At 56.6% G+C, this 21,544-nt stretch carries 22 protein-coding genes and 5 tRNA genes; 15 read left to right on the top strand and 12 right to left on the bottom strand.

Annotated elements, in window-relative coordinates:
* Nucleotides 1-39 precede the first annotated feature (39 nt).
* The 9 genes from HMPREF9238_RS04615 to HMPREF9238_RS04575 form a co-directional block, all read right to left on the bottom strand.
* Complete coding sequence (locus HMPREF9238_RS04615; protein ID WP_434056924.1) at nt 40-195, bottom strand: DUF3073 family protein; 156 nt, start codon at nt 193-195, stop codon at nt 40-42.
* A gap of 215 nt (nt 196-410) precedes the next feature.
* The gene (locus HMPREF9238_RS04610) at nt 411-692 is read right to left on the bottom strand and encodes a DUF3618 domain-containing protein (RefSeq protein ID WP_016444282.1); all 282 of its coding nucleotides are present in this window, start codon (nt 690-692) and stop codon (nt 411-413) included.
* Nucleotides 689-1,195: a phage holin family protein gene (locus HMPREF9238_RS04605; RefSeq protein WP_232217594.1), complete on the bottom strand. Its 507-nt coding sequence runs from the start codon at nt 1,193-1,195 to the stop codon at nt 689-691. Before HMPREF9238_RS04605 ends, HMPREF9238_RS04610 begins: the two co-directional genes overlap by 4 nt.
* A gap of 73 nt (nt 1,196-1,268) precedes the next feature.
* A complete protein-coding gene (locus tag HMPREF9238_RS04600; protein ID WP_016444280.1) occupies nt 1,269-3,785 on the bottom strand; it encodes an ABC transporter permease in 2,517 nt (838 codons plus the stop codon).
* The gene (locus tag HMPREF9238_RS04595) at nt 3,782-4,918 is read right to left on the bottom strand and encodes an ABC transporter ATP-binding protein (RefSeq protein WP_156824386.1); all 1,137 of its coding nucleotides are present in this window, start codon (nt 4,916-4,918) and stop codon (nt 3,782-3,784) included. Before HMPREF9238_RS04595 ends, HMPREF9238_RS04600 begins: the two co-directional genes overlap by 4 nt.
* Nucleotides 4,919-5,056: 138 nt before the next feature.
* Nucleotides 5,057-5,129, bottom strand: a tRNA-Phe gene (locus HMPREF9238_RS04590).
* Between the two features lie 24 nt (nt 5,130-5,153).
* Nucleotides 5,154-5,227 (bottom strand) — tRNA-Asp (locus tag HMPREF9238_RS04585).
* Between the two features lie 180 nt (nt 5,228-5,407).
* Nucleotides 5,408-5,484, bottom strand: a tRNA-Asp gene (locus HMPREF9238_RS04580).
* 4 nt (nt 5,485-5,488) lie between these two features.
* Nucleotides 5,489-5,561, bottom strand: a tRNA-Glu gene (locus HMPREF9238_RS04575).
* Between the two features lie 159 nt (nt 5,562-5,720).
* On the opposite strand from HMPREF9238_RS04575, the gene HMPREF9238_RS04570 reads away from it, so the two are divergent.
* The 7 genes from HMPREF9238_RS04570 to HMPREF9238_RS04545 all read left to right on the top strand — a co-directional run bounded on the left by HMPREF9238_RS04570 (nt 5,721) and on the right by HMPREF9238_RS04545 (nt 10,486).
* Nucleotides 5,721-7,352: a mechanosensitive ion channel domain-containing protein gene (locus tag HMPREF9238_RS04570; RefSeq protein ID WP_016444278.1), complete on the top strand. Its 1,632-nt coding sequence runs from the start codon at nt 5,721-5,723 to the stop codon at nt 7,350-7,352.
* Between the two features lie 2 nt (nt 7,353-7,354).
* Nucleotides 7,355-7,777: a peptide-methionine (R)-S-oxide reductase MsrB gene (msrB, locus tag HMPREF9238_RS04565; protein WP_016444277.1), complete on the top strand. Its 423-nt coding sequence runs from the start codon at nt 7,355-7,357 to the stop codon at nt 7,775-7,777.
* Nucleotides 7,770-8,648, top strand: coding sequence for an EamA family transporter (locus HMPREF9238_RS04560; protein ID WP_016444276.1), 879 nt, complete (start codon nt 7,770-7,772; stop codon nt 8,646-8,648). The genes msrB and HMPREF9238_RS04560 overlap by 8 nt, the downstream gene beginning before the upstream one ends.
* A 181-nt stretch (nt 8,649-8,829) precedes the next feature.
* The gene (locus HMPREF9238_RS04555; protein WP_016444275.1) at nt 8,830-9,075 is read left to right on the top strand and encodes a GlsB/YeaQ/YmgE family stress response membrane protein; all 246 of its coding nucleotides are present in this window, start codon (nt 8,830-8,832) and stop codon (nt 9,073-9,075) included.
* A gap of 110 nt (nt 9,076-9,185) precedes the next feature.
* Nucleotides 9,186-9,258, top strand: a tRNA-Lys gene (locus HMPREF9238_RS04550).
* Nucleotides 9,259-9,994: 736 nt separating this feature from the next.
* On the top strand, nt 9,995-10,120 hold the full coding sequence (locus tag HMPREF9238_RS09125) for a hypothetical protein (RefSeq protein ID WP_016444274.1): 126 nt from the start codon (nt 9,995-9,997) through the stop codon (nt 10,118-10,120).
* 63 nt (nt 10,121-10,183) lie between these two features.
* Nucleotides 10,184-10,486, top strand: coding sequence for a hypothetical protein (locus HMPREF9238_RS04545; RefSeq protein ID WP_016444273.1), 303 nt, complete (start codon nt 10,184-10,186; stop codon nt 10,484-10,486).
* Nucleotides 10,487-10,869: 383 nt separating this feature from the next.
* Here HMPREF9238_RS04545 and HMPREF9238_RS04540 read toward each other — a convergent pair whose 3' ends face one another.
* Nucleotides 10,870-11,073, bottom strand: a complete 204-nt coding sequence (locus tag HMPREF9238_RS04540; RefSeq protein WP_016444272.1) for an antitoxin VbhA family protein — start codon at nt 11,071-11,073, stop codon at nt 10,870-10,872.
* The gene (locus HMPREF9238_RS04535) at nt 11,070-11,306 is read right to left on the bottom strand and encodes an antitoxin VbhA family protein (protein WP_016444271.1); all 237 of its coding nucleotides are present in this window, start codon (nt 11,304-11,306) and stop codon (nt 11,070-11,072) included. Before HMPREF9238_RS04535 ends, HMPREF9238_RS04540 begins: the two co-directional genes overlap by 4 nt.
* A gap of 265 nt (nt 11,307-11,571) precedes the next feature.
* Here HMPREF9238_RS04535 and HMPREF9238_RS04530 point away from each other — a divergent pair, with 265 nt between their 5' ends.
* A complete protein-coding gene (locus HMPREF9238_RS04530) occupies nt 11,572-12,180 on the top strand; it encodes a hypothetical protein (RefSeq protein WP_016444270.1) in 609 nt (202 codons plus the stop codon).
* 246 nt (nt 12,181-12,426) lie between these two features.
* Here HMPREF9238_RS04530 and HMPREF9238_RS04525 read toward each other — a convergent pair whose 3' ends face one another.
* Entirely contained in the window at nt 12,427-13,509 is a 1,083-nt protein-coding gene (locus tag HMPREF9238_RS04525; protein WP_016444269.1) for a F0F1 ATP synthase subunit B family protein, read from the bottom strand.
* 333 nt (nt 13,510-13,842) lie between these two features.
* Between HMPREF9238_RS04525 and HMPREF9238_RS04520 the strand changes: the two genes are divergently transcribed.
* The 7 genes from HMPREF9238_RS04520 to HMPREF9238_RS04490 all read left to right on the top strand — a co-directional run bounded on the left by HMPREF9238_RS04520 (nt 13,843) and on the right by HMPREF9238_RS04490 (nt 21,423).
* Nucleotides 13,843-14,478, top strand: coding sequence for a hypothetical protein (locus HMPREF9238_RS04520; RefSeq protein WP_016444268.1), 636 nt, complete (start codon nt 13,843-13,845; stop codon nt 14,476-14,478).
* 42 nt (nt 14,479-14,520) lie between these two features.
* Nucleotides 14,521-16,785 carry an RNA degradosome polyphosphate kinase gene (locus tag HMPREF9238_RS04515; RefSeq protein ID WP_016444267.1) on the top strand — a complete coding sequence of 755 codons (2,265 nt, stop codon included), beginning with the start codon at nt 14,521-14,523 and terminating at the stop codon, nt 16,783-16,785.
* A 157-nt stretch (nt 16,786-16,942) separates the two neighbouring features.
* Nucleotides 16,943-17,746, top strand: a complete 804-nt coding sequence (locus HMPREF9238_RS04510; RefSeq protein ID WP_016444266.1) for an ABC transporter ATP-binding protein — start codon at nt 16,943-16,945, stop codon at nt 17,744-17,746.
* Complete coding sequence (locus HMPREF9238_RS04505) at nt 17,743-18,450, top strand: ABC transporter permease (RefSeq protein ID WP_016444265.1); 708 nt, start codon at nt 17,743-17,745, stop codon at nt 18,448-18,450. The genes HMPREF9238_RS04510 and HMPREF9238_RS04505 overlap by 4 nt, the downstream gene beginning before the upstream one ends.
* Entirely contained in the window at nt 18,447-19,121 is a 675-nt protein-coding gene (locus HMPREF9238_RS04500) for an ABC transporter permease (RefSeq protein ID WP_016444264.1), read from the top strand. The genes HMPREF9238_RS04505 and HMPREF9238_RS04500 overlap by 4 nt, the downstream gene beginning before the upstream one ends.
* Before the next feature lie 55 nt (nt 19,122-19,176).
* Entirely contained in the window at nt 19,177-20,082 is a 906-nt protein-coding gene (locus HMPREF9238_RS04495; RefSeq protein WP_016444263.1) for a glycine betaine ABC transporter substrate-binding protein, read from the top strand.
* A 105-nt stretch (nt 20,083-20,187) separates the two neighbouring features.
* Nucleotides 20,188-21,423, top strand: coding sequence for an Nramp family divalent metal transporter (locus tag HMPREF9238_RS04490; RefSeq protein ID WP_016444262.1), 1,236 nt, complete (start codon nt 20,188-20,190; stop codon nt 21,421-21,423).
* The last annotated feature ends 121 nt before the right edge of the window (nt 21,424-21,544 follow it).

Below are 21,544 nucleotides of genomic sequence, written 5' to 3'. Positions count from 1 at the left end.
CTCCCGATATTGTTTGACTATTTATTAGGGGTTGACGATTTATTTGTAGTCGTCGTAGTCGCCCCAGTCATCTTCGTCGGTTGCCGGGGGAATATCCCCGTACGGATCGTTTGTTTTGCCTCGCTCAGCAGCGAGTTCACGCTGCAGAGCGTCAAAGTCGGTCTCGGGTGAAGTGTACTTTAGCTTCCGAGCCACTTTTGTTTGCTTGGCCTTCTGACGGCCGCGCCCCATTGGCGTCGACCCCCTCCACAGTGTCTTGCGGATCCCAGTGGGAATCCTGAGCGTCTAACGGTCTTTCAAGCGCCTATTCTAGCGAAAACCAAGCAGATTATCCTAACGTGTAGGATTTTATTTAGGGTTTTCTGCGAGTTTTCGGCACTTATTGGGCGCCTAAATTTCAAATAGTGGATCTATTTGCGCAGTTTCTTGATGCCGGCGAGCAGGCCGAGTCCAACGCCAACGGAAGCGAATTTGGCTAGTGCACGTGGGTCACCTTTGAGGGCGGCCTTCGCCTCGGCCACAGTGTTTTGCCCAAATGTGGTGGCCTTTTCCCCGGCCCTCGTGGCCGCAGCTTTGGCTTGTTCACGCGGGTTAAGGCGGGTGCTGAGCTCGTTGACGGTAGATTGCATCGCAAGGCGCGTGCGCAGGATTTCAGCTTCGATGTCTTCAACGGTGCGAGGGGTTTCGCTCACTTTTCCAGTCCCTTCTTTGCGGCGGCGATGTTGAGCTTCATGTTTTCACTCGGGTTGGGCTTGTCTTCCAGACCTTTTTTGAGGAGGAGGGCTCCAACCACTGCCAGGATGGCAACGATAAGTAGGAGGATGCCAGCGGTGATGAGGGAGGCAACCCAGGGGGCGACGACGTTTGCGAAGCCGAGTTCGATGGTGTGGAAGATCCATCCGAGTAGGTAGAGGGCAAATACGCCCGCACCTGCGAGGAGGATGCCTCCAACACCGGCTTTCTTGGCAAGCGTGGTTGCTTTGAGTTTAGTTAGTTCGATCTCGCCGCGAATCAGGGTGGTGATCTGGTTGGACAGTTCGTTGACTAGCTGCCCAATGCTTGTGTTGGGCCGAGACTGCGTTGTCTCCACAATTACTGGCGTGGCCGGTTTGGACCTGTCGACTGCCATCTTGAACTCCTCGAGTGGGTCGGTTGTTGCGGCCGTATTGGCTGCGGATGCTTGTGCGTAGGGCACACTGCATCTAGTTTGTCACGAAACGGTGTTGGTCGCTTGAAATAGTGGTGCTTTCTGGCGAAAACTCACATGCTCATTCGGCGGCGATGGATTCGAGAATCGGTGCACGCGCGGCGCGCCGGGCGGGGCCAACGGCAGCGAGGATACCGATCACGATGGTTCCCGCGAGTAGCGCGAGCAGGGTTGCCCAGGGGATTGAGAGCACGGAGATGCCAACGTCCTTGCTGTAGGTGACCAGGCCGATGCCGGTTCCCAGCCCGATAAGGATACCGATGATGGTGCCGTAGAGGGAGGTAAGGATCGCTTCGGTGATGATCGTCCCCGCGATTTGGAGTTTGCTGGTGCCGATGGCCCGCATGAGGGCGATTTCGGTGGTGCGTTCGTTCACGGCGAGGCCGAGTGTGTTGATGATGCCAACGATCGCCACAACGATGGAGAGTCCGAGCAGGGCGTAGAGGATGGCGAGCACCGTGTTGATGGTGTTACCGATTTCGGAGACCAGTTCGGTTTTGGTGTAGACGGCGATGGTGGGCTGGTCGGCGAGCGTGTTGCGAACGTTTGCTTGCACCTCGTCTAGGGGCAGGTCGGTTGTGAATACGGTGACGAAGGACCGCCCGAGCGCGGTGAGGCCGAGCTGCTCGAGCGTGTCGGGTGCGATGAAGGAGGTTGTGGTGAGGATCGTGGAGTCGTGGATTCCCCCAACGGTCACGGTTTTGGGGCCCTCGTCGCCAAAAACGGTGAGCTCGTCGCCAACGGAGGCGCCAATCGCTTGTGCAGCATTTTTAGACAGCACGATTTGGCCACGGTTGATGCTGTAGAGGCTACCTTTGGCCATCGGCACTTTAAAGTCGGCGGAGAGCCGGGAGGTATCTACGGTGGTGATGGCGAGGGGGAAGGTTTCTTCCTCGATAGTGACGGGCGCGAAGGCACTGGTGTAGGAGTCGCCCACGGAGCGTACGCCTTTTGTCGCCCGGATTTTGGCTATCGCGTCATCGGTGATGGTTTCTCCGGGGCTGATGGGCGTGATGGTGAGGTCGGCGTGTAGTTCCGATTGGATTGCCTCGGAAGTGGAGGCTTGAACTGACGAAGCCAGCACGGTTCCAAGGGTTACGAGCCCCATACCGATGATGAGCGCGCCGGCGGTGGCGCCGGTTCGGCGCGGGTTACGAACCGCGTTCTTAGTGCCGATGCGCACCGCTACAAGTCGGGTTTTACGTAGTGCGAGGGCAGGTATGGCGAGGATGCCTTTGGCGAGGGAGGGAGAGGCAACGAGCGTGCCGAGAACCACGGCCCCAGAGCCAAATCCGAGGGCGGGCCCCGCCCAGGTGACGACTTGTTCAGCGCCCAGGTAGACGCCGGCAGAACCGCTCGCGATGAGGGCGATGCCGATGAGGGCGCGCGGCCAGAGTGGTGCTTCGCGCACACCGGACACTTCGCGCATGGCTTCTACGGGCGCGGTGTGCGCGGCGGCGCGGGCGGGAAGAACAGCGCCAACGAGGGTCACCGCGACGCCCACAATCAGCGAGGTGATGATGACGTCACGCGGTAGCGTGGTGATGAGGGAGGTGACCATGCCGGCTTTGAGCAGGCCGAATGATGCAAGCGCAAGTAGGCCGGTGCCGGCGGCGAGTCCGAGCGCGGATCCAACGATGCCGATAACGAGGGCTTGGAGGGCAACTTGGAGGAAGATTTGCAGGGGCGAGGCGCCAACGGCGCGCAGGTAGGCGAACTCTTTTTGGCGGGCTTTGACGGCCATGTGGAAGGTGTTCGTGATGATGAATGTAGAGACGCCGAGGGCAAGGACAACGAATACGAGCAGGAATGTGGTTACAAATCCGAGGGTGTCTTTGACATTGTCAGCGGCTTCGTCGATCGCATCTTCGCTGGATCTAACGGTGTAGTCGGCCCCGAGGCGGTTCTTGATGTCGCGAATGACGGCGCCCTGGTTGGCATCGGTTTTTGTTTGTACGGCGATGGCGTTTACGAAGTCGGGGGTTTGATTGAGGGAGCGCGCGGTGTCTTGGTCAAAGGCAATGATGTTGATGGGGGAGACTTCTGCGGCCAGGTGTACGGTTCCAACGATTTTTGCGTTGCGTTTTTCGCCTCCGGCGATGTATTCGATCCGGTCGCCAACGGCAAGGTCGTAGCGTTTGAGGGCGGCGGCCTCAAACGCGATTTCGTTCTCGTTCGCTGGAGTTTTGCCCGCAATGGACCAGGGGGTGAAGTCGGTAAGCGCACCGGTGGCGAGGGTAACGGTGCCTACGCCGGTGGCGGGCGATCCGTCTTGGAGCACGGTGATTGGGCTCATGTAAACGGGCTGAGCGTCTTTGACGCCGCTTATGCTACGGATCGTGTCGGCGGCGCCAGCGTCGATGCGGCCACGCTCGCTCGAGTCACTGGAGATGGGGTTGCCTTCTACTTGGATGGTGCCAAACGTGGTGGAGGCAAAAGATTGCACAAAGGTGTCTTCGAGACTGGTTCGCAGAGCGAGCGTGCCAGAGAGAAACGCGACGCCGAGCACCACTGACAAGATCGTCATGAGGAATCGGGTGGCGTGCGCCCAGACGTCTCTAAGGGCTATCTTGATCACGCCTGCTCCTCACCGTTTTGCGCGTTGCCTCGTTCTGGTCTTACGCGTTTCACGATTGGGATGGGGCCGGTTAACTCCAGGTCGTCTTCGGGAATGACGGATCCGGGAAGGTCGTGTAGCAGTTTTTGCGCGCGGATCAGGAGGTCTTGAGTCTCGGCGTCGAGTTCACCGGTTGGCGCAATGCGGCGCAGCGCTTCGTCAAGGGTTTCACCGGGTTGGCGTTCTGCGTCTTGGAAGTCGGCCGTTTTGGTGGAGGTTGTTTGATTTTCGAGGAGGGGCTCGTCATCTGTAAGCGCGAGGGCTGGTGTGGGGGCGTCTTCCTCGGCGGGTTCGGGGTCGCTGCCTGGAGTGGTTTCGGCTTCCGGGTCGGTTTCGCGCATGGCGTCGAGCTCGCGTAACGCGTCAAGCACGCTGCCTGGCGTAGGCTCACGTAGCTCGGCAACGATGCGTCCGTCTACCAGAAATAGGATCCGGTCGGCGTGGGATGCGGCGGTGGGGTCGTGGGTGACCATGACGACGGTTTGATCGAAGGCGTCCACTGCTTCGCGTAAAAATCGGAGTACCTGAGCGGAGGATTTGGAGTCTAAATTGCCGGTTGGTTCGTCAGCGAACACTACGGTTGGTTCGGTGATGAGGGCGCGGGCGCAGGCAACGCGCTGCTGTTGGCCGCCGGACATTTCTGCAGGGCGGTGGGTGAGGCGGTCACGTAGTCCCACGGCGTCAACGATGGTGTCAAAGCGTTCTTTGGAGACGGTTTTCTTGGCGATGTCGGCAGGTAGCGTGATGTTTTCTTGCGCGGTGAGTGTGGGAATGAGGTTGAAAGACTGGAAGATGAATCCGATTTGCTGGCGCCGCAGTTTGGTGAGTTTGCGCTCGGACATGTTAGAGATCGTGTTGCCGTCCAGGGTTACGTCTCCGCTTGTGATGGAGTCGAGGCCGGCGAGGCAGTGCATGAGTGTGGATTTGCCTGATCCGGAGGGCCCCATGATGGCGGTGAATTCGCCGCGACCAATGGTGACGTCTACGGATTTGAGGGCGGTGACGGCGGTGTTGCCTTTGCCGTAGGTTTTGGTGAGGCCGCGGGCAGTGATGGCGGGCTCGGTGGGGGTGGTTAAGGCCTGGAGTACACTCATATGTCTATTGTCGTTGAATTGGCCGCTATTTGCGATGTACACGCGAATATGGGAATGTTCGCTGCCCCTGGTTTCCGGTTTGTGTCCTGCTCTGGCGTTGAGCACAGAAAAACCCTCGGGTTTCCCGAGGGCTACCTGTGCCTCCGACCGGCGTCGATCCGGTGACCTTTCGATTTTCAGTCGAACGCTCTACCAACTGAGCTACAGAGGCTCTAGTCAAGTTTCCTTGACCGAGCGACCCCGACCGGGCTCGAACCGGCGACCTCCGCCGTGACAGGGCGGCGCGCTAACCAACTGCGCTACGGGGCCTTGATGCGAAGATTATATTACCGACCTTTTGAACCCTTGCCAAATTACTGTACCGGTTTGCGCGTGTGAGCATGCTCTCCCCGAGTTTAGTGGCTCTGCCGGTGTTCCCCCGTCGTGACGGAGGGGCGAGATTGTACGGTTTGGATATGAAAAAAGACCCTTGCGGGTCTTGAGTGGAAGTGGCGACCCCGACCGGGCTCGAACCGGCGACCTCCGCCGTGACAGGGCGGCGCGCTAACCAACTGCGCTACGGGGCCAACGTACCCCCAACGGGATTCGAACCCGTGCCGCCGCCGTGAAAGGGCGGTGTCCTAGGCCGCTAGACGATGGGGGCCTCTTCTCGCAATGCTTGCGATCAGACTCGTCAAAGTCTACGTGACTTACCTTCAACTTGGCAAAGTGGCAGGTTGTGAAGCCTCTCACCGGCGTATCGAGTTGTCCTAGCGTGTCGCGCCGAAAAGAAAATGTCCGTGTCTAGCCCTACTCTTTAAGTATGGATGGTAACGCTGAAGAAGCTGTGCAGGATGCGCTGAACTTGCTCCAACTTTTTGCGGGCGTGGCGGTTGGCGTGCTGGTTTCGCTGGTTATTGCGATGCTGGCGTGGGTCGCGTTGCGGATGGTGTCGCGCAAGTCGGATAACTTTGCTTGGCTGGCAAGACGGGTGAAGATCCCGTTCTTCGCTTTGTTTCTGGTGGCGGGCGCGTGGGTGGGCCTGAATTACACGGTGCAGGTGCTTCCCACGGATGCGGCAACGTGGATCCCGCCTTTGCAACACACGCTGTTGATCATCACGATCGTGATGGTTAGTTGGATGTGTTACGCCAGTGCGTATGTGATTGAGGACGTTGCAAAGCATCGTAAGGAAGTAACGGGGTCGCGGCGTCTGGCTACGCAGGCACAGATGCTGCGCCGCATCGTGCAGTTGGTTGTTGTGATTTTGGGCGTGGTGGCGGTTATTTTGACGTTCCCGTCGGCCCGGATCGCAATGGGTTCGATTTTGGCGTCAGCCGGCGTGATTTCTTTGGTTGCTGGCATTGCGGCGCAAGATTCACTGTCGAATACGTTCGCGGGTTTGCAGATCACTTTTACGGACGCGATTCGTGTGGGCGACGTGGTGGTGGTTGATGACCAGTTCGGAACGATTGAAGAGATCACGCTGACCTACGTTGTGCTGGCCGGGTGGGATGATCGGCGTTTCATTGTTCCATCCACACATTTCACGCAGAACAAGTTCGAGAACTGGACGCGTTCTAATACGAAGCTCGCCGGAACGGTTGAGCTGAAGTTGGATTGGCGTGCGCCCGTGCCTTTGATTCGTAGGGAAGTTGAGCGTCTGCTTGAAGAAACGGATCTGTGGGATAGGCGTAGCTCCAGCGTGCAGGTCACGGATGCAACGGATGGTTGGATGCTTGTTCGCATTGCGTTGACGGCCCGAAATTCGGGTGACCTGTGGGATTTGCGTTGCTACATGCGTGAGCACTTGATCGATTGGGTGGTGCAGAATGCTCCCTACGCGCTGGTGCGAACTCGCGTGCAAAAAGAAGACGTTGTCGAGGTCAACCTGGATCGCTCGGAGCGTGAAATCGTGGAGCTCGCCAACGAGTTGCGCGATATTGAGCGGGAGGGTGAGAAGAATCCGGAGCAGCCCGAACCGCAGGATGCACCCGTGCAAACGAAGCAGGAAGCGCGTATGCGCGCTGCGAAGAACCGGGCCAGCAAGGTGCGTCGTAAGAGGCTGCGTGACCGCAAGGTGAATACGAAGGTGCTGGCTGAGCCGGAGTCCACGCGCGTGTTGTCACCGGCGGAGTTGCTTGCGATACAGCAGGAAGCGGATCAGCATCCCGCTGGTACTGACGGCGCTCGCAACAACACTGATAGTGAAGTGACGTCAACGGTGGGGGACCGCCTGTATTCGGGTAGCGAGGAGGCCGAGGCGCGGTCAAAGAAGCTTGAAGGTCCCTCCGCAGAGATGCAACGCAAGCGGGTTGAGACGCAAACTTTGCGGGCGTTACGTCTTGGTGATATTTCTGAGGAAACCGCGATCAACAAGCTTGGTGGCGATGAGCCCGCTCGGCAATTGGTGGCTGCAGAGATGAAGCGGATTCAAGATGAGGAGAAGAAATAGGTATGGAAACTCCCAAGGTTGACGTGAACGCGGCGGCTCGTACGCAGGCGCAGTGGCGTGAGGTCTTGAACCCGATGGAATACCACGTGTTGCGAGAGGCAGGCACGGAGCGTCCTTTCACCGGTGAACTATTGGATGAGGATCGCGAAGGCATTTACCGTTGCCGCGCGTGTGGAGCGGAATTGTTCCGTTCTCAGACGAAGTTTGATGCGGGATGCGGTTGGCCGTCGTTCTACAAGTCTGAGGACGCCGCCGTGAAGTATGTGGAGGACACCTCGCATGGGATGGTGCGCACGGAGGTGCGCTGTGCGAATTGTGATTCTCATTTGGGGCATTTGTTTGATGATGCGCCGCAAACTCCTACGGGGCAGCGTTACTGTATGAACTCCGTGTCGCTGTCGTTTGAGCATACCGGGGGTGAGTAGCTCGGGCAGGCGCGCGTTAGCGCCGATACTGTTCATCGCATCTGGGACAACCCAGTACACGGGGGCCGCGTTTGCGGTGGTGTTGTTTTCGGTCATGGCGCCTACAACAGTCGCGTGGTGGCGAGTCACTATTGCCGCGCTCGTGTTGCTCGCGTGGCGCAGGCCGTGGCGGGAACATTTGACGTTACGCGAGATAGGGGAGTCCGCCCTATTCGGCGTGGTGATGTCGGGTATGAATATAGCGTTTTACGAGGCCGTGGCTCGCCTGGATTTAGGTGTTGCGGTTTCGCTGGAGTTCCTCGGCCCTGTGGTAGTTGCGGTGATTTTTGGGCGAGGATGGCTGAGTAAACTCGCGGGCCTGGTGGCCTTTGCGGGGGTGGTGCTCATCTCTGGTTTCGGTATTGATACAACTACCTCGGCTGGAGTGTCCGGGTTATTGTGGGCGCTGTTGGCGGGCGGCTTGTGGGCGGGCTATATCCTCATCGGGCGCCGAATTGCGAGGGCAAGGTCGGGCCTCACTTCGCTTTCGATCGCAACGGCCACGGGTTCGCTGGTGTATTTCCCGTTGGTTGCGGGCGATTTCTTGTCTGCTTTCGAGTCTGCGCAAACGTTTTGGATTGTGGTGGGAGTGGCGTTCTTATCCACGGTGGTTCCTTATTCCATTGAGCAGGTCATTATGAGTTGGATCGATGCTCCAACATTCGCTCTACTGAATGCGCTACTTCCGGCAACGTCTTTACTTGTGGGGGCTGTGGTGTTGCGTCAGTTCCCGGCGTGGCCCGCAGTTGTGGGTTTGGTGCTCGTGTCAATCGCGGTGTGGATGGCGTCGCGGCCTTCAGTACCGGAACAGAAGAAAACCGCAGAACTTTAACAATCATTAGTTAACACTTGGCAAGAGCATTGCTTTATCAGTTTGGGTGACATTATTTTTGTGCGACTCGTCGCTCATTTGGGTTTAGCGCGCGAAGTCTGGCTCGTTTTCTGAAAGGTTAGAAAGTGTAAGGCCCGGCGTGAGCGGGGCTAGTTGAGACATTGAGAAGGGGTTTTCCAAAATGGGAGCTATTCTTTGGTACATCATTGTTGGCGCGATTATTGGTGCGCTTGCTCGCTTGTTCATGAAGGGTGAGCAGCCGATGGGTATTGTGTGGACGATTATTCTGGGCGCGCTCGGTGCTGGTATCGGCGGCTGGATTGCGGGTGCAATCGGGGTTGGCTCGATTCTCGAGTGGGTAATTTCGATTCTGGTCGCAATGGGCCTGATTAGCTTGTACTTGAGCATCGCGGCAAAGAAGAACTAGTTTTGTCGCTTATTGGGGAGGGGGCCGCTGGCTCCCTCCCCTTATTTGCTGCTGCGGTAATGGATTTAGGTTTTGGCAGTTGCCCTGCTAGGCGTTAAAATGATTCGCACGGGCCTATAGCTCAATTGGCAGAGCAACGGACTTTTAATCCGTGGGTCCCGGGTTCGATTCCCGGTGGGCCCACCCGGCGGATGCCCCTGCGAGAGCAGGGGCTTTCGCGTATCCAGGCACAAACGGTGCAGTAATTGGCGGCGACGTTATGCGCGGGATCGCATGGAAGGTGGCTGCTACTTGTCTATACAACTTACTGCGGCGATTAGCGCTTGGGCGGTGTGGGCCGGCGTTGTTTCACCCATGATGATGTTTGTGCCCTGGAGAACCGGTAGAGGTAGCAATGATGTCCGAGGCGGGTGTGCGTCCTGGAGTGGGGCAGGAAGGCGATGCTAGTTGGATCTTGTAGCGTGTTAAGGGTAGTGTCTTAGAAATCGCCGATGAATCATTAGTCTTAGTGGCGCGGGAAGCGGTTGAGTCTCTTGCTCCCGCAACCCAATCAATGTGACGCAAATCGCTAAAGAGTTTGTGAGCAGGGTGCAAAAATTGCACCCTGCTTTTTGCTTTCGTATTTTTATATCGGTTTAACTCGTCGTTAATGCGTTAGATGACTTCTTCGTAGTTGGTGTCTTGTCCTGCTTCCACAGTGGTGGTGGCTACCTTGTAATCGCGGGCCACAAAGTATCTGCTTCCGGCTTGTTTTCAGGTCTGACCTTCAAAGGCGGCGAGGCATTCGTTGCGGCGCCTTAGTTCTCGCGTCTTTGTTTGGGTTTCCGGTTAGTCAATGGTGACTGGTGGCTGGCGGTCACTTTATGCCCTTTGCTGTTGTGCGCGCACATTCTACGTAGTACGTAGAAGGGAGGTTGCAATGAGTGATGTTAATCCGTGGGCTGGTTTGCCGGCCGTTTCTACACAATGGATACCCAGGTTTGGTCTGGGCGTGTGCGGCTGGCGTCTTTTCAACAGGCGTGACGTTGTCAAGTGGCTTGAGTGATGAGGCTTCTAGGGAAGTTCGTAAGGTTTCGCAAGATTTGTCTTTGATTAGAAAGGAAGACTAATGAATGTGTTTTCTAAAGGTGCTGCTCTGATTGGTGCGGGTAAGGCGGGCTTGGCCAGTTTGGATTTGAACCCGGTTCCCGAGGCTCCTCCGGGAGTGGATGTTATCGTGCAGACGATGTTGAACTGGCTGATATGTATTAGTGGAGTAACAGCGATTGTTGGAGGCGTTATTGTCGGCATCCTGCTTACAGCCTCCAACGAGTGGGGCATCGGCAATGAGGACATGCGTCGTGTCGGCTATGTAACTATAATTGCGATCGCAATCACGTTCGCTTTGCGTTTGCTGAAGGTGGTGCTCTAATGGCGGAAGAAAAGAACACGAATGTGCTGACTCGTCCGGCGTGTCTTGTGTCGGGGTAACTTCGGTTAAAGATTGGGTCATGCTACGACGAAAAGGTAGACCATAATCCTAAGGTTTGTGCGTCCCGGGTTCGATTCCCGGTGGGCCACCCGGCGGAAGCCCCTGCGAGAGCAGGGGCTTCCGCATATCCAATAGGGAGCATTACATTCCCCGTCCGTAACCTGATTCCTGCCTCTGCTTTGACGTGGCTGTGGCTTCTTCTTTTGCTCTCAGTTTCTGAGCATCGGACTCCGCAAAAGGGTGGGTTGCCGTCACGAATTTATTTCTCAGGGTGGTCGTTCCTGGAATGTTGCAGTCGTTCCAAGAGTAGTAACGTTGTTCAATCACTGTGTGCGGTCGATATACTGGGTGACTTGGGCGATGTATTCAGCGTCGCTGATTTGGCCAGATAGGCATTGCTCAAGCAAATCTCTAATGTGGGCGTCAGTAACAGCGTGGCCAGCCAAAGCGAGCGCTGCATCTGCAAACGATATTGCCTCGCGTACTGCGGCCTGAGTTACTAATCGCGGTTGTGCTGGCACACTCATAATGTTTCCTGACTTGCGTGGCGGGCACCTACCGTTGCGCGTGTTCTAGCCCTGTATTCGTTAGCGTCAATAATACCCGCAGCGTAGTCTGTCAGGTTCTCAGCATCTTGTCTGTTCAGCTCGAAGCCCTCGTGCCACAATGCGGCAAGCGTGTTGAGCACGCCGAGGCGTTGTTGCGCATCAAGATTTTGGAACAATTCGGGCCAGCGTTGCTCAATATCAAAAGTGCGCATAATGCCTTCCGTTTACTATTCGAACTTTACCGTCGTGGTGTGCAATGCTCAATGGATGACGGTTCTGCACGGGTAGGGTTTTGGGCGCTAGTTTTGCACGTTTTGTTTGCTTGGTTTCACGAGGTTTCTGGTTTCGGTGGTGTTGGCGTCTCTGTGTGACGAGCCATAATTCGCTCCCGGCTCTCGCTCGTTGTGACCTCCAACGATAATTTCGAAGTATGTTTACGTGCGCGAAAAGACCTGCGCAGGAAAAACGAGGATTTACATGTCATTAGAGCTGGAGCAAGCAGTAGCTGAGAAAAAGTGGGACTCTGTTAGCAATTCTGAAAAGACCATTCGGATGCTTGCGGCGCAATACAAGAAGACACCAAAGAGAGTGTGGCAAGTTGCTGAGAAGAATGTGCTGGGAAGGATCGAAAATGCTGGCAGATTTCGCCGCGAAGCCTATCATTGGGGGATTTCCTTCATATTAATATTTGGGGCTATCGTTGCGGTCATTCGAGCGTGCACTCCAGAAAGCACCAAGTCAGGTTTACTGTTCGCGCAAATTTTAGTCGCATTTTGGCTTCCCATTTTGGCCGCGTTTAATCTACTGCATCCGCGCTATTCTCGGTGGGTTTTTAAGATCGCTGTGTGGTGGGCTGGAGTTTTAGGTGGGGTATTAACCGTGGTTGTGCCTCTTTGGATTGAATCAGAAAAAAGCCCAAGGCTTGGAACACTAGTTCAAATTATCTTTTACGGGTGGACCTGGATGGCTGCTGTTATCTTGGGTGCGCTACGCCTTACGGTGCGATACAATCGTATGCTCGAAAGGATAGCTGAGAACGAGAAAGAGCATCAGGTCTTGATGGTTACTCGTGTGATACTTAAGTAAAAATTGCGACATCGTCAAAGTCGGTCGTGTGTAAAGTTTGTGTATTCCGCGGTGGTGATCCATCTGGGCAAGAAGGCCAAATTGTTAGAGTTCGCTATCGCGACCCTAACGCCTAATTCTGTTGCTCATTCGACATGTTGCATCTGATAGCACGCCCTTCCATAAAACGGCTTACGGATAGGGTCCGGCTACAATTGAGCTAGGTCTACGGGCCGTCTGAATATTTCGGAAGGAACTGCCGGCAGATCAGTCACAATTTGCTATACATCCTCCTCCTTGAATATCGCCGATAATTGTTCCATTCTCATCTGGTTGTACCTGATGATGCCAGCTACCGTCCTGGTCAGATTGGATCCATTCGAGGAAGTTTGGGTTGTAGCAGTATTGCCCACCACCGCATACGTCGCTACTACCAGCGCCACTATTGCCGCCATTATTGCCAGTGTTCCAGTCGCTGTAGCCGCCACCGCTATAGTCATTGCCGCTGTACCCGCCACCATTGCTTTCGTATGCTGGTTCGTATCCGCCTGAGCTTTGCTCTTGCTGGGCTTGTGCTTTGGCTTGTGCCGCGTCATTTACCATCTTGGTAGCCTCGCTCAAGGTTTTAGCACTCTTACTCGCCTGGTCAGCACGGGTAAACACGGTCTCAATGTCGGCCACGGCCTCTAGTGTTTCTGGCTTGGCCTGGTCGATTGCTTTAGCTTCTTTCACCGCAGCATCTAGCTTGTCAATAGCGCTCTTTTCTACGCCTTCACAGTTAGCTTTGCCGGCCTGGTCGATTGCCTCGTTAAGGTTCTTCACGGCCTGGTCAAACTCAGTTGTGGCTTTGCCCGCGACTTCCTCGCGCACGTCCTTGAACGAGGCGGTGAGCTTGTCGAGTACGCTTCGGGCCGCCTCTTGCGCGCTCTTAACCGCGTCTGTGGCTTCCTTGGCTTGTTCCCGTCCTAGCGTGGAGACATCCTGCATCTCAACATTCTTGAGGTTGTCTGCTTCTTCTGCCGCTTCGACAAGGGCCTTAGTATCTGTATCCTTGGCGCGCTGCGCTGCGAGTTCGATAAGGGCCTCTGCTTGCGTCTTGGCCTGGTCTAGTTCGGTGAGGACTTGCTGGTAGCTCGCTTGGGCTGTTTGGTATTGCTCGCGCGCGTTCTTGGTGTCGGCTTGGGTTTTCCATGCCAACCCAACCGCTACCAGGACCGCGATTAGTGCTACTGCGATAGTGGCAATAATGGATGGGCGTTTATACCAGGCCGGTTTAGCTGTAGAGGCTGGTTCGCTCATCGCGACCTCGGTTGTTTCTTCTGGTGGCGTGCTGGGTGGGTTGGTGCTCATGGTCTTTTCCTTTACCTGCGTTGGTGTCGAGTCTAGTTGATTGACGACAGCGGCCCGCTTGGAAGCAAGCCTGGTAACTCAGCCAAATTTCTGGCACCGTAGCAATCGTGCGAGCGATAGCCGCTAGACCCGTAGGACCGGGTTCGATTCCCGGTGGTCCCACTCAGGAAGCCCCTGCGAGAGCAGGGGCTTTCGCGTATCCAGGTGCAAACGGAGCTGGTATCCAGTCGCCCTCGCCGGCTGGTGTTGTTGCCTATTACCCGGCTGGAGCGCTTCAAAGCGAGTTTTGCGAGACAATGGGGTTAGCAGTTTTTAATGTAAGGGGTTGTAATCATGAGCCAGCCAAGGTTTCACCGTCCCGCAATGCTTAGTTTTGAGGATGCTGAGAAGATCGAAGGTGATTCAGATCCGGCAGCTGCGGCCCTGGTGGCGATGACGTCGGCGCGCGCCCTCCTTGGCCTCGCTGATGAAGAATTTGGCGATCAGGCGGTAGAGAAGCTGGTGTCAGCGATCCAAAAAGAGGGCGTGGACATAGTTTCTGACCTGTGGGAACGCAGCCCCGCGTTCACGCTCCCCGGAGCACTGTGGCGCCTGTATTTGTTGAACGAGTGGTATCAGCGTGACTCAATCAAGGTTCACGAGAGGTTCGCGGAGGGCCTGAACGCGCCGTTCACGGCGGGTATTGATGATGCGAACCCGCGCCCGCAAACGCCGGACGACGCTGAGTTTTTTGAGCGACTGAATGCGCTGATGACGGGGGCTGGATGCGCAGATTTATCCCAGCTTTTGCACGATGCAGCACTGGTTATGCGGATCCTCGCATCGGGCGCTACCTTCGGCACCACGTGGATTCGCACGGACAAAGACAGGCTGGCGAATATGGTAACTCGCCGTGCGCGCGCCCTTGTTGAAACCGCTAAAGAGCTGGACGAAGCGGCGGTAAGATCTGAAAATGGCCGGCTAATCTGATGCCCGACAGGGCTTTGGATAGAAAAGTGGGACGGAGAAACGATGGCTGAAAATATCGCTTCCAATGCAGAGCCGCAGGCCGGGGAAACCCCGGATCAGGCCGGCGCGCCTTTCGCATCTGCGGAGCAAAAGGACATGTTCCTGCTCGTAAAAAAGAAGTCCTCGGAAACGGTCGATGAGCTACCGAAAGAGAGGTTTGCGGATCGAGAGCTGTCCTGGCTGAGCTTCAACCGGCGCGTGCTCGAGCAATCCGAAGATACGGAATTGCCCCTGCTTGAGCGCGCGTGGTTCTCCACGATTTTCTCGTCCAACCTAGATGAGTTTTACATGGTGCGCGTTGCCGGCTTGAAGCGTCGTATCGCGGCGGGCATCGCAAAGGTTGCGGCGTCGGGTTTAACCCCCCGCCAGGTGCTTGACGGTATTACGCAGCTGACGCATGACCTCACGGCGCGGCAGGTGAAGTCGTTCCATGAGGACCTCCTACCCCTCCTCCATGAAGAGGGCCTACATTTGCGTCGTTGGGAAGAACTCGATTCCCCGCAGCAAGACGCTTTGTCAAAGTACTTCCAACAGCGTGTTTTCCCTGTGCTTACGCCGCTCGCGGTTGATCCTTCTCACCCGTTCCCATACATTTCGGGCCTGTCCCTTAACCTCGCTGTGGTAGTCCTCAACGAAGCGACGGATAAGACTTATTTCGCGCGCGTTAAGGTTCCACAGTCATTGCCGCGCCTCGTGAATGTTGAGTCCGTCATGCCTGATTTCGAGGGCGTGGCCACGGAAGACCTCGCGGCCACAAAGGTGGGAACAAACTTTATTCCCCTAGAAGAGGTCATTGCCGCGCATCTGGATACGCTGTTCCCGGGCATGAAGGTGCTGGAGTCGCACACGTTCCGCGTGACGCGTAATGAGGATTTAGAGGTGGAAGAAGATGACGCAGAGAACCTGCTAACCGCGATGGAGCAGGAGCTACTTCGGCGTCGTTTCGGCCCGGTGGTGCGCCTGGAGGTTGCGGAAGATATTTCGCAGACGGTGCTGGATTTCTTGATTGACCGTCTGGAGATTTCGGATCAAGATGTGTTCCGCCTGCCAGAGCCGCTTGATCTGACGGCACTTAACGACTTGCATGACTTGGATTTGCCGCATTTGAAGTACCCCAAGTATGTGCCGGTAACGCCGAGTGGGTTGGCGGAGTACGAGTCTGCCAGTGCGGGAGATATTTTCTCTTCTCTCCGCAACCACGACGTGCTACTCCACCACCCGTACGATTCTTTTGCCACGTCGGTGCAGCATTTTGTGGCTACTGCTGCGGCGGACCCGAAGGTTTTGGCTATCAAGCAAACCCTGTACCGTACTTCGGGTGATTCGCCGATTGTGAAGGCGCTGATCGACGCCGCGCACGCCGGTAAACAGGTTGTCGCGATCGTTGAGATCAAGGCGCGATTCGATGAGGAAGCGAACATCTCGTGGGCGCGCAAACTGGAACGTGCGGGCGTACACGTGGTTTACGGCATGGTCGGGTTAAAGACGCACTGCAAGCTGTCCATGGTTGTTCGCGAAGAGGCAGATGGTTTGCGGCGCTACTGCCACGTGGGCACGGGCAACTATCACCCCAAAACGGCTCGCGGATACGAGGACCTCGGCCTGCTGACGTGCGACCGCGAGGTTGGTCAGGATCTAACCCGCTTGTTTAACCAGCTGTCCGGTTACGCTCCGCGCACCACATTCCACCGTTTGCTGGTAGCTCCAATGTCGATTCGCTCCGGCCTCATTGAACGAATCGAGGCGCAGATTGAACGCAAGAAGCGCGGCGAGGATGCTTACATCGGTATCAAGGTGAACTCGATTGTTGACGAGGCGGTGATTGACGCGCTCTACCGGGCTTCGCGGGCGGGCGTACCCGTGGATCTGGTTGTTCGCGGCATTTGCGGGATCCGCGCGGGAGTGAAGGGGCTGTCCGATAACATTCGGGTGCGTTCCATCTTGGGCCGTTACTTGGAGCATTCACGGATTTACTGTTTCGGGCCGGAAGGCAGCGAGGAGGTGTGGATCGGCTCGGCCGACCTCATGCATCGCAACTTGGATAGGCGCGTGGAGGCGTTGGTGCGAATCACGGATGAGAGCCAGGTGGCGTACCTGTCTAAGCTGTTGCGCACAGAGGCCTCTGACGACGTTTCCTCGTGGCATTTGCGTGCGGACGGATCCTGGGTTCGTCACACGCACGGGAAAAAGGGCCGCAAGCTCACCGATATTCAGGAGTTGCTGATGGAAAACGCTTCTTCGCGGGTGAAGGGCAGGAAGGTTTTCTAACCCCATTTCTTGATTGTTATGATCCCGAGGGCGCTGTGCGGCGCCCTCGGGATATTTTGTGTGATTTTTCGCGCTTTCTGGCGGAGGTTGTTTGATTCGAGGTCGGGGTTCGCAACGATGTTACATACGATTGGAGGGAATGAAGCTAGGAGAACCGATGATCGAGTTCCGCGACGTGTCAAAAACTTACCCCGGGGGCACGCAGGCCGTTACGAACGTGTCTTTTACAGTGCCGAGCCATTCAACTACCGTGCTTGTGGGGTCATCAGGCTCGGGTAAATCCACTCTATTGTCGATGGTTAATCGCATGATTGAGCCTACGAGCGGTCAGGTTCTGATCGATGGGGTTGACGTGGCTACGGTTAATCCGGTGAAGTTGCGCCGTTCTATCGGCTACGTGATGCAGGCTGGTGGTTTGTTGCCGCATCGCACGATTATCGACAACATTTCAACGGTTCCGATACTTAATGGGGTGCCGCGTCGCGAGGCGCACAAGCGCTCCTTGGAACTTATGGGTCTGATGGGCCTGGAGGCGCAGTTGGCTAATCGCTACCCGTCGCAGCTTTCGGGTGGTCAGCAGCAGCGCGTGGGTGTGGCTCGGGCGCTGGCTGCGGATCCGGATGTTTTGCTTATGGATGAGCCGTTTTCTGCGGTTGATCCGATTGTGCGCCGTGAGTTGCAAGATGAGGTCTCGAGGTTGCAACGGGAGTTGGGTAAGACGGTTTTGTTTGTGACCCACGATATTGATGAGGCGTTCACGTTGGCTGACGACGTTATCGTGTTGGGCACGGGCGGGCAGATAGCTCAGCGCGGCACCCCCGATGAGTTGCTGACTAATCCTGCGAGCGATTTTGTGGCTTCATTTATTGGCCTCACTTCCGGTGCGCGCAGGCTGCGCGTGCGGGGTGATTCAAGGATCGTGGAGGACGCCACGGGCCGATTGCTTGGGGCGCTTGAATGATGTGGGTTGTAAATAACGCACAGTGGATTGCCGAGCTGGTTTGGCTCCACCTGTGGCTGTCGGTGAGCGCGATTTTAGTTAGTGTGCTGATCGCGGTGCCGGTGGGCTGGTTGGTGAACCGCCACCAGCTGACGCGGGATGCTTTGATTGCGTTGATTAGCGTGATTTACGCGGTGCCGTCTTTGCCGATGTTTATTGTGATTCCAGCGATTACGGGCGTTTCGATCCGGTCTGCGGCAACGGTTGTGATTGTTTTGAGCATTTACGGTGTGGCTCTTTTGCAGCGTAGCGCCGCAGATGCGTTCGCGGCCGTCCCACAAGATGTGTTGGATAGCGCTACGGCTCTGGGCTATTCGCCGTGGCAGAAGTTTTGGCGCATCGAGTTGCCCCTTGCCGGTTCGATCATCATTGCGGGTTTGCGCGTGGTGGTGGTGAACACGGTTAGTTTGGTGACGGTTGGCGCGGTGATTGGTATCCAAAGTATCGGCTCACTGTTCACGGATGGTTTTCAAAGGGGAATCATTGCCGAGGTAGTGACGGGCTTGGTACTGACAATTGTGTTGGCGTTGGTGTTAGACGCGCTGACGGTGCTGGCCGGTTGGTTGCTGTTCCCGTGGAAGAGGGCGGAGCGGGTCGGGCCGGGGCCGCTGGTGGTTGCAGGTGTGACGCAGGGGGAGCCGGCCGGTGAGGAGGGCGCGCGATGAAACTGTTGGGTGATGCGTTTGCGTGGGTGGCGGATCCTGGCAACTGGTCGGGTGCGTCCGGTATTTGGGTGCGCCTGGGCCAACATTTGGGTATCGCGCTGTTGGTACTGTTGATTGCCGGTGTGCTGGCGTTGCCGGTGGGCGTGGCGGTGGGGCATACGCGCCGGGGACAGGGCGTGGTGGCTGCGATTGCCGGTGCGGCGAGAGCGGTTCCAACACTTGGTTTGCTGACGCTGCTCGGCCTGGTGTTGGGAATCGGTTTGAAGGCGCCGGTGATTGTGTTGGTGGTATTGGCTATCCCGCCTTTGTTGGCGGGCGCTTATTCGGGTGTGGCAAATGTTGACGTGACTGCTGTGAAGGCGGCTCGCGCTCTGGGCATGTCGGAGTGGCAGATTGTGCGTGGGGTTGAACTCCCGTTGGCAGGTCCGGTGATTATGGGCGGTGTGGGTTCGGCAGCTGTCCAGGTGGTGGCTACGGCAACGTTGGCTGCGTATATCGCGGATGCTGGTTTGGGTCGTTTCATCTTTTCGGGTTTGTCGGCGCGTCGTTATGACGAGATGTTGGGCGGCGCGATCTTGGTGATTGCATCGGCGCTATTTGTGGATTTGGCGTTTAATCTTGCGGTGAAGGTTAGTAACAGGCACGCTCGCGGGAGCGCCGCTTTGGCGTAGGCAGGACTTGCCGCGCGGGTTTGTTTATGGAAGGTATCGATAGAGGAGTAGGGCTATGTCTTTGAAGCGTGTGTTTGGTGCCGCGTTGGCGGTTGGTTTGACGGCGTCGCTTGCGGCGTGTGGCGGTTCGTCTTCGTTTGAGGAGGGCGAGGCGTCGAAACCTGCGGAGGACGCTATTGTGATCGGCTCATCGAATTACTACTCGAATGAGATCATCGCGGAGATTTACGCGCAGGCGCTTGAAGCTGAGGGCTTCACGGTGAAGCGTGATTTCAAGATCGGGGCGCGCGAGGTTTTGAATAAGGAGATGGAGGACGGCTCCATTGACGTTCGTCCGGAGTACACGGGCCCGCTGCTACAGTTCTGGAATCCGGATAACCAGGTGACCGGCAAGGACGCGATTTATGAGGAGTTGAAGAAGACCACTCCGCAGGGCTTCCAGGTGCTGGATCAGGCGGAGGCCACGGATCAGGATTCGTACGTGGTGTCGCGCAAGTTTTCCGAAGAAAACGGTATTACTTCGCTTGCTGATTTGAAGAACTATGACGGCAAGCTTGTGGTTGCCGGTAGCTCTGAGTTTGAGAACCGTCCGAATGGCCCGAAGGGTCTGAAGAAGCACTACGGTGTGGATGTTGATTTCACGCCGATTGAGGATAAGGGTGGCCCGCTGACGGTGAAGGCGCTACTGGATGGTGACGTGCAGTTGGCGAATATCTTCTCGGCCAGCCCGGACATTAAGATGAATGACCTTGTGGTTTTGGATGATCCGCAGGGCATGTTCTTGTCCTCGCATGTGGTGCCGCTAACCGTGGCAGATCTTGATCCGAAGGCCGTAGAGGTGCTGAACAAGGTGCAGGCCAAGCTCAGTGCAGATGGTTTGCTCGATCTGAACGTGCGTTCGGCGCAGGATCAGGTGTCCGCTGATGTGATCGCACGAGATTGGATTGCGCAAAACCTCTAAATTCAAGGTGTTTGACGCTTTTATGCGGCCTTGCCACTTGAGCATTTCGGACGCCCGAAATACGATGAGGATTATTCGTTAGGCTTCGGGTGGGAAGAGGACGCCATGGCGCCCGCTAAGAAAGTTCGCAAGCACAGGCTTTGGCCCATGTTGGGGCCGGCTTTTGTTGCCGCTGTCGCGTATGTTGATCCCGGTAACGTGGCTGCGAATATCTCGGCGGGCGCTACGTATTCCTACATGTTGGTGTGGGTGCTGGTGCTCGCCAATCTGATGGCTGTGCTGGTGCAGTATCAGAGCGCCAAACTCGGCCTCGTTACCGGGCGTTCTCTGCCTGAGATTTTGGGCGATCGCTTGCCCAAGCGGCGGCGCATCGCGTTTTGGGTGCAGGCCGAGATCATCGCGGCAGCTACCGACCTGGCGGAGATAATTGGCGGCGCCATTGCTTTGCAGTTGCTGTTCGATTTGCCGCTGATTGTGGGCGGATTGATTGTGGGCGCCGTGTCGATGTCGCTGTTGATTTTCCAAAATGCGCGGCGCCAACGCCAGTTTGAGGCCATCGTGGTTTCCCTGCTGGTGGTTATCACCGGCGGTTTCTTAGCGGGATTGTTTATTGAGCCACCCTCAGCAAGTGGCGTGGTTTCCGGCCTCGTCCCGCGCTTTAGTGACACGAATTCGGTGTTGATTGCCGCGTCGATGCTGGGCGCAACCGTGATGCCTCACGCGATCTACTTACATTCGTCTTTGGTGAATCACCGGTTCAATAAGAAGAATCGGAATTTGAAGATCCTGCTGCGGGCGACGAGGACGGACGTGGTTTTCGCCCTGGTGGTTGCGGGTGCGGTGAACTTGGGCTTGCTGCTACTGGCTGCGTCTGCGCTTGGTGGGCACGCGGGCACCGATTCGATCGAGGGGGCGCACGCCGCTATCGAGTCCGTGCTGGGCCCGGGCATTGGCGTGGTGTTCGCGGTGGGTTTGTTGGCTTCTAGTCTGGCCTCCACGTCGGTGGGAGCATATGCCGGCTCTGAGATTATGGGCGGCCTGCTCCACGTACGGGTTCCGTTGTGGGCCAGGCGCCTGGTTACGCTCATTCCCGCGTTGATCGTTTTGTGGGTTTACCCAAATCCTTCGTGGGCGCTGGTGATTTCGCAGGTGGCGCTTTCATTTGGTATTCCGTTCGCGATTATTCCTCTCACCTGGTACACGGCCCGTGAGGAAATTATGGGCGAGTATCGCGATGGCATGGTCATGAAGGTTGCGATGGTGGCGGTTTCGGCGCTGATTGTGGTGCTGAACTTTGCCCTTATTTACCTAACGTTCACCGGCGTGGACGTGCCCGCCTAAGTGCCCACCGTTAATCACTTCACCGCGTTCGCACAGAGGTTAGTGAACTTGCCAATATCTGGACTAGCACCCGTCCGAACTCGCCGCCTGATCGTGGACTGTCTCACAGGCTGGCGCGAAA

The sequence above is a fragment of the Gleimia europaea ACS-120-V-Col10b genome (assembly GCF_000411155.1).
Taxonomy (GTDB): Bacteria; Actinomycetota; Actinomycetes; order Actinomycetales; family Actinomycetaceae; genus Gleimia; species Gleimia europaea_B.
Note: the sequence above shows the minus strand (reverse complement) of the source record. Positions and strands in the feature narration are given on the sequence as shown.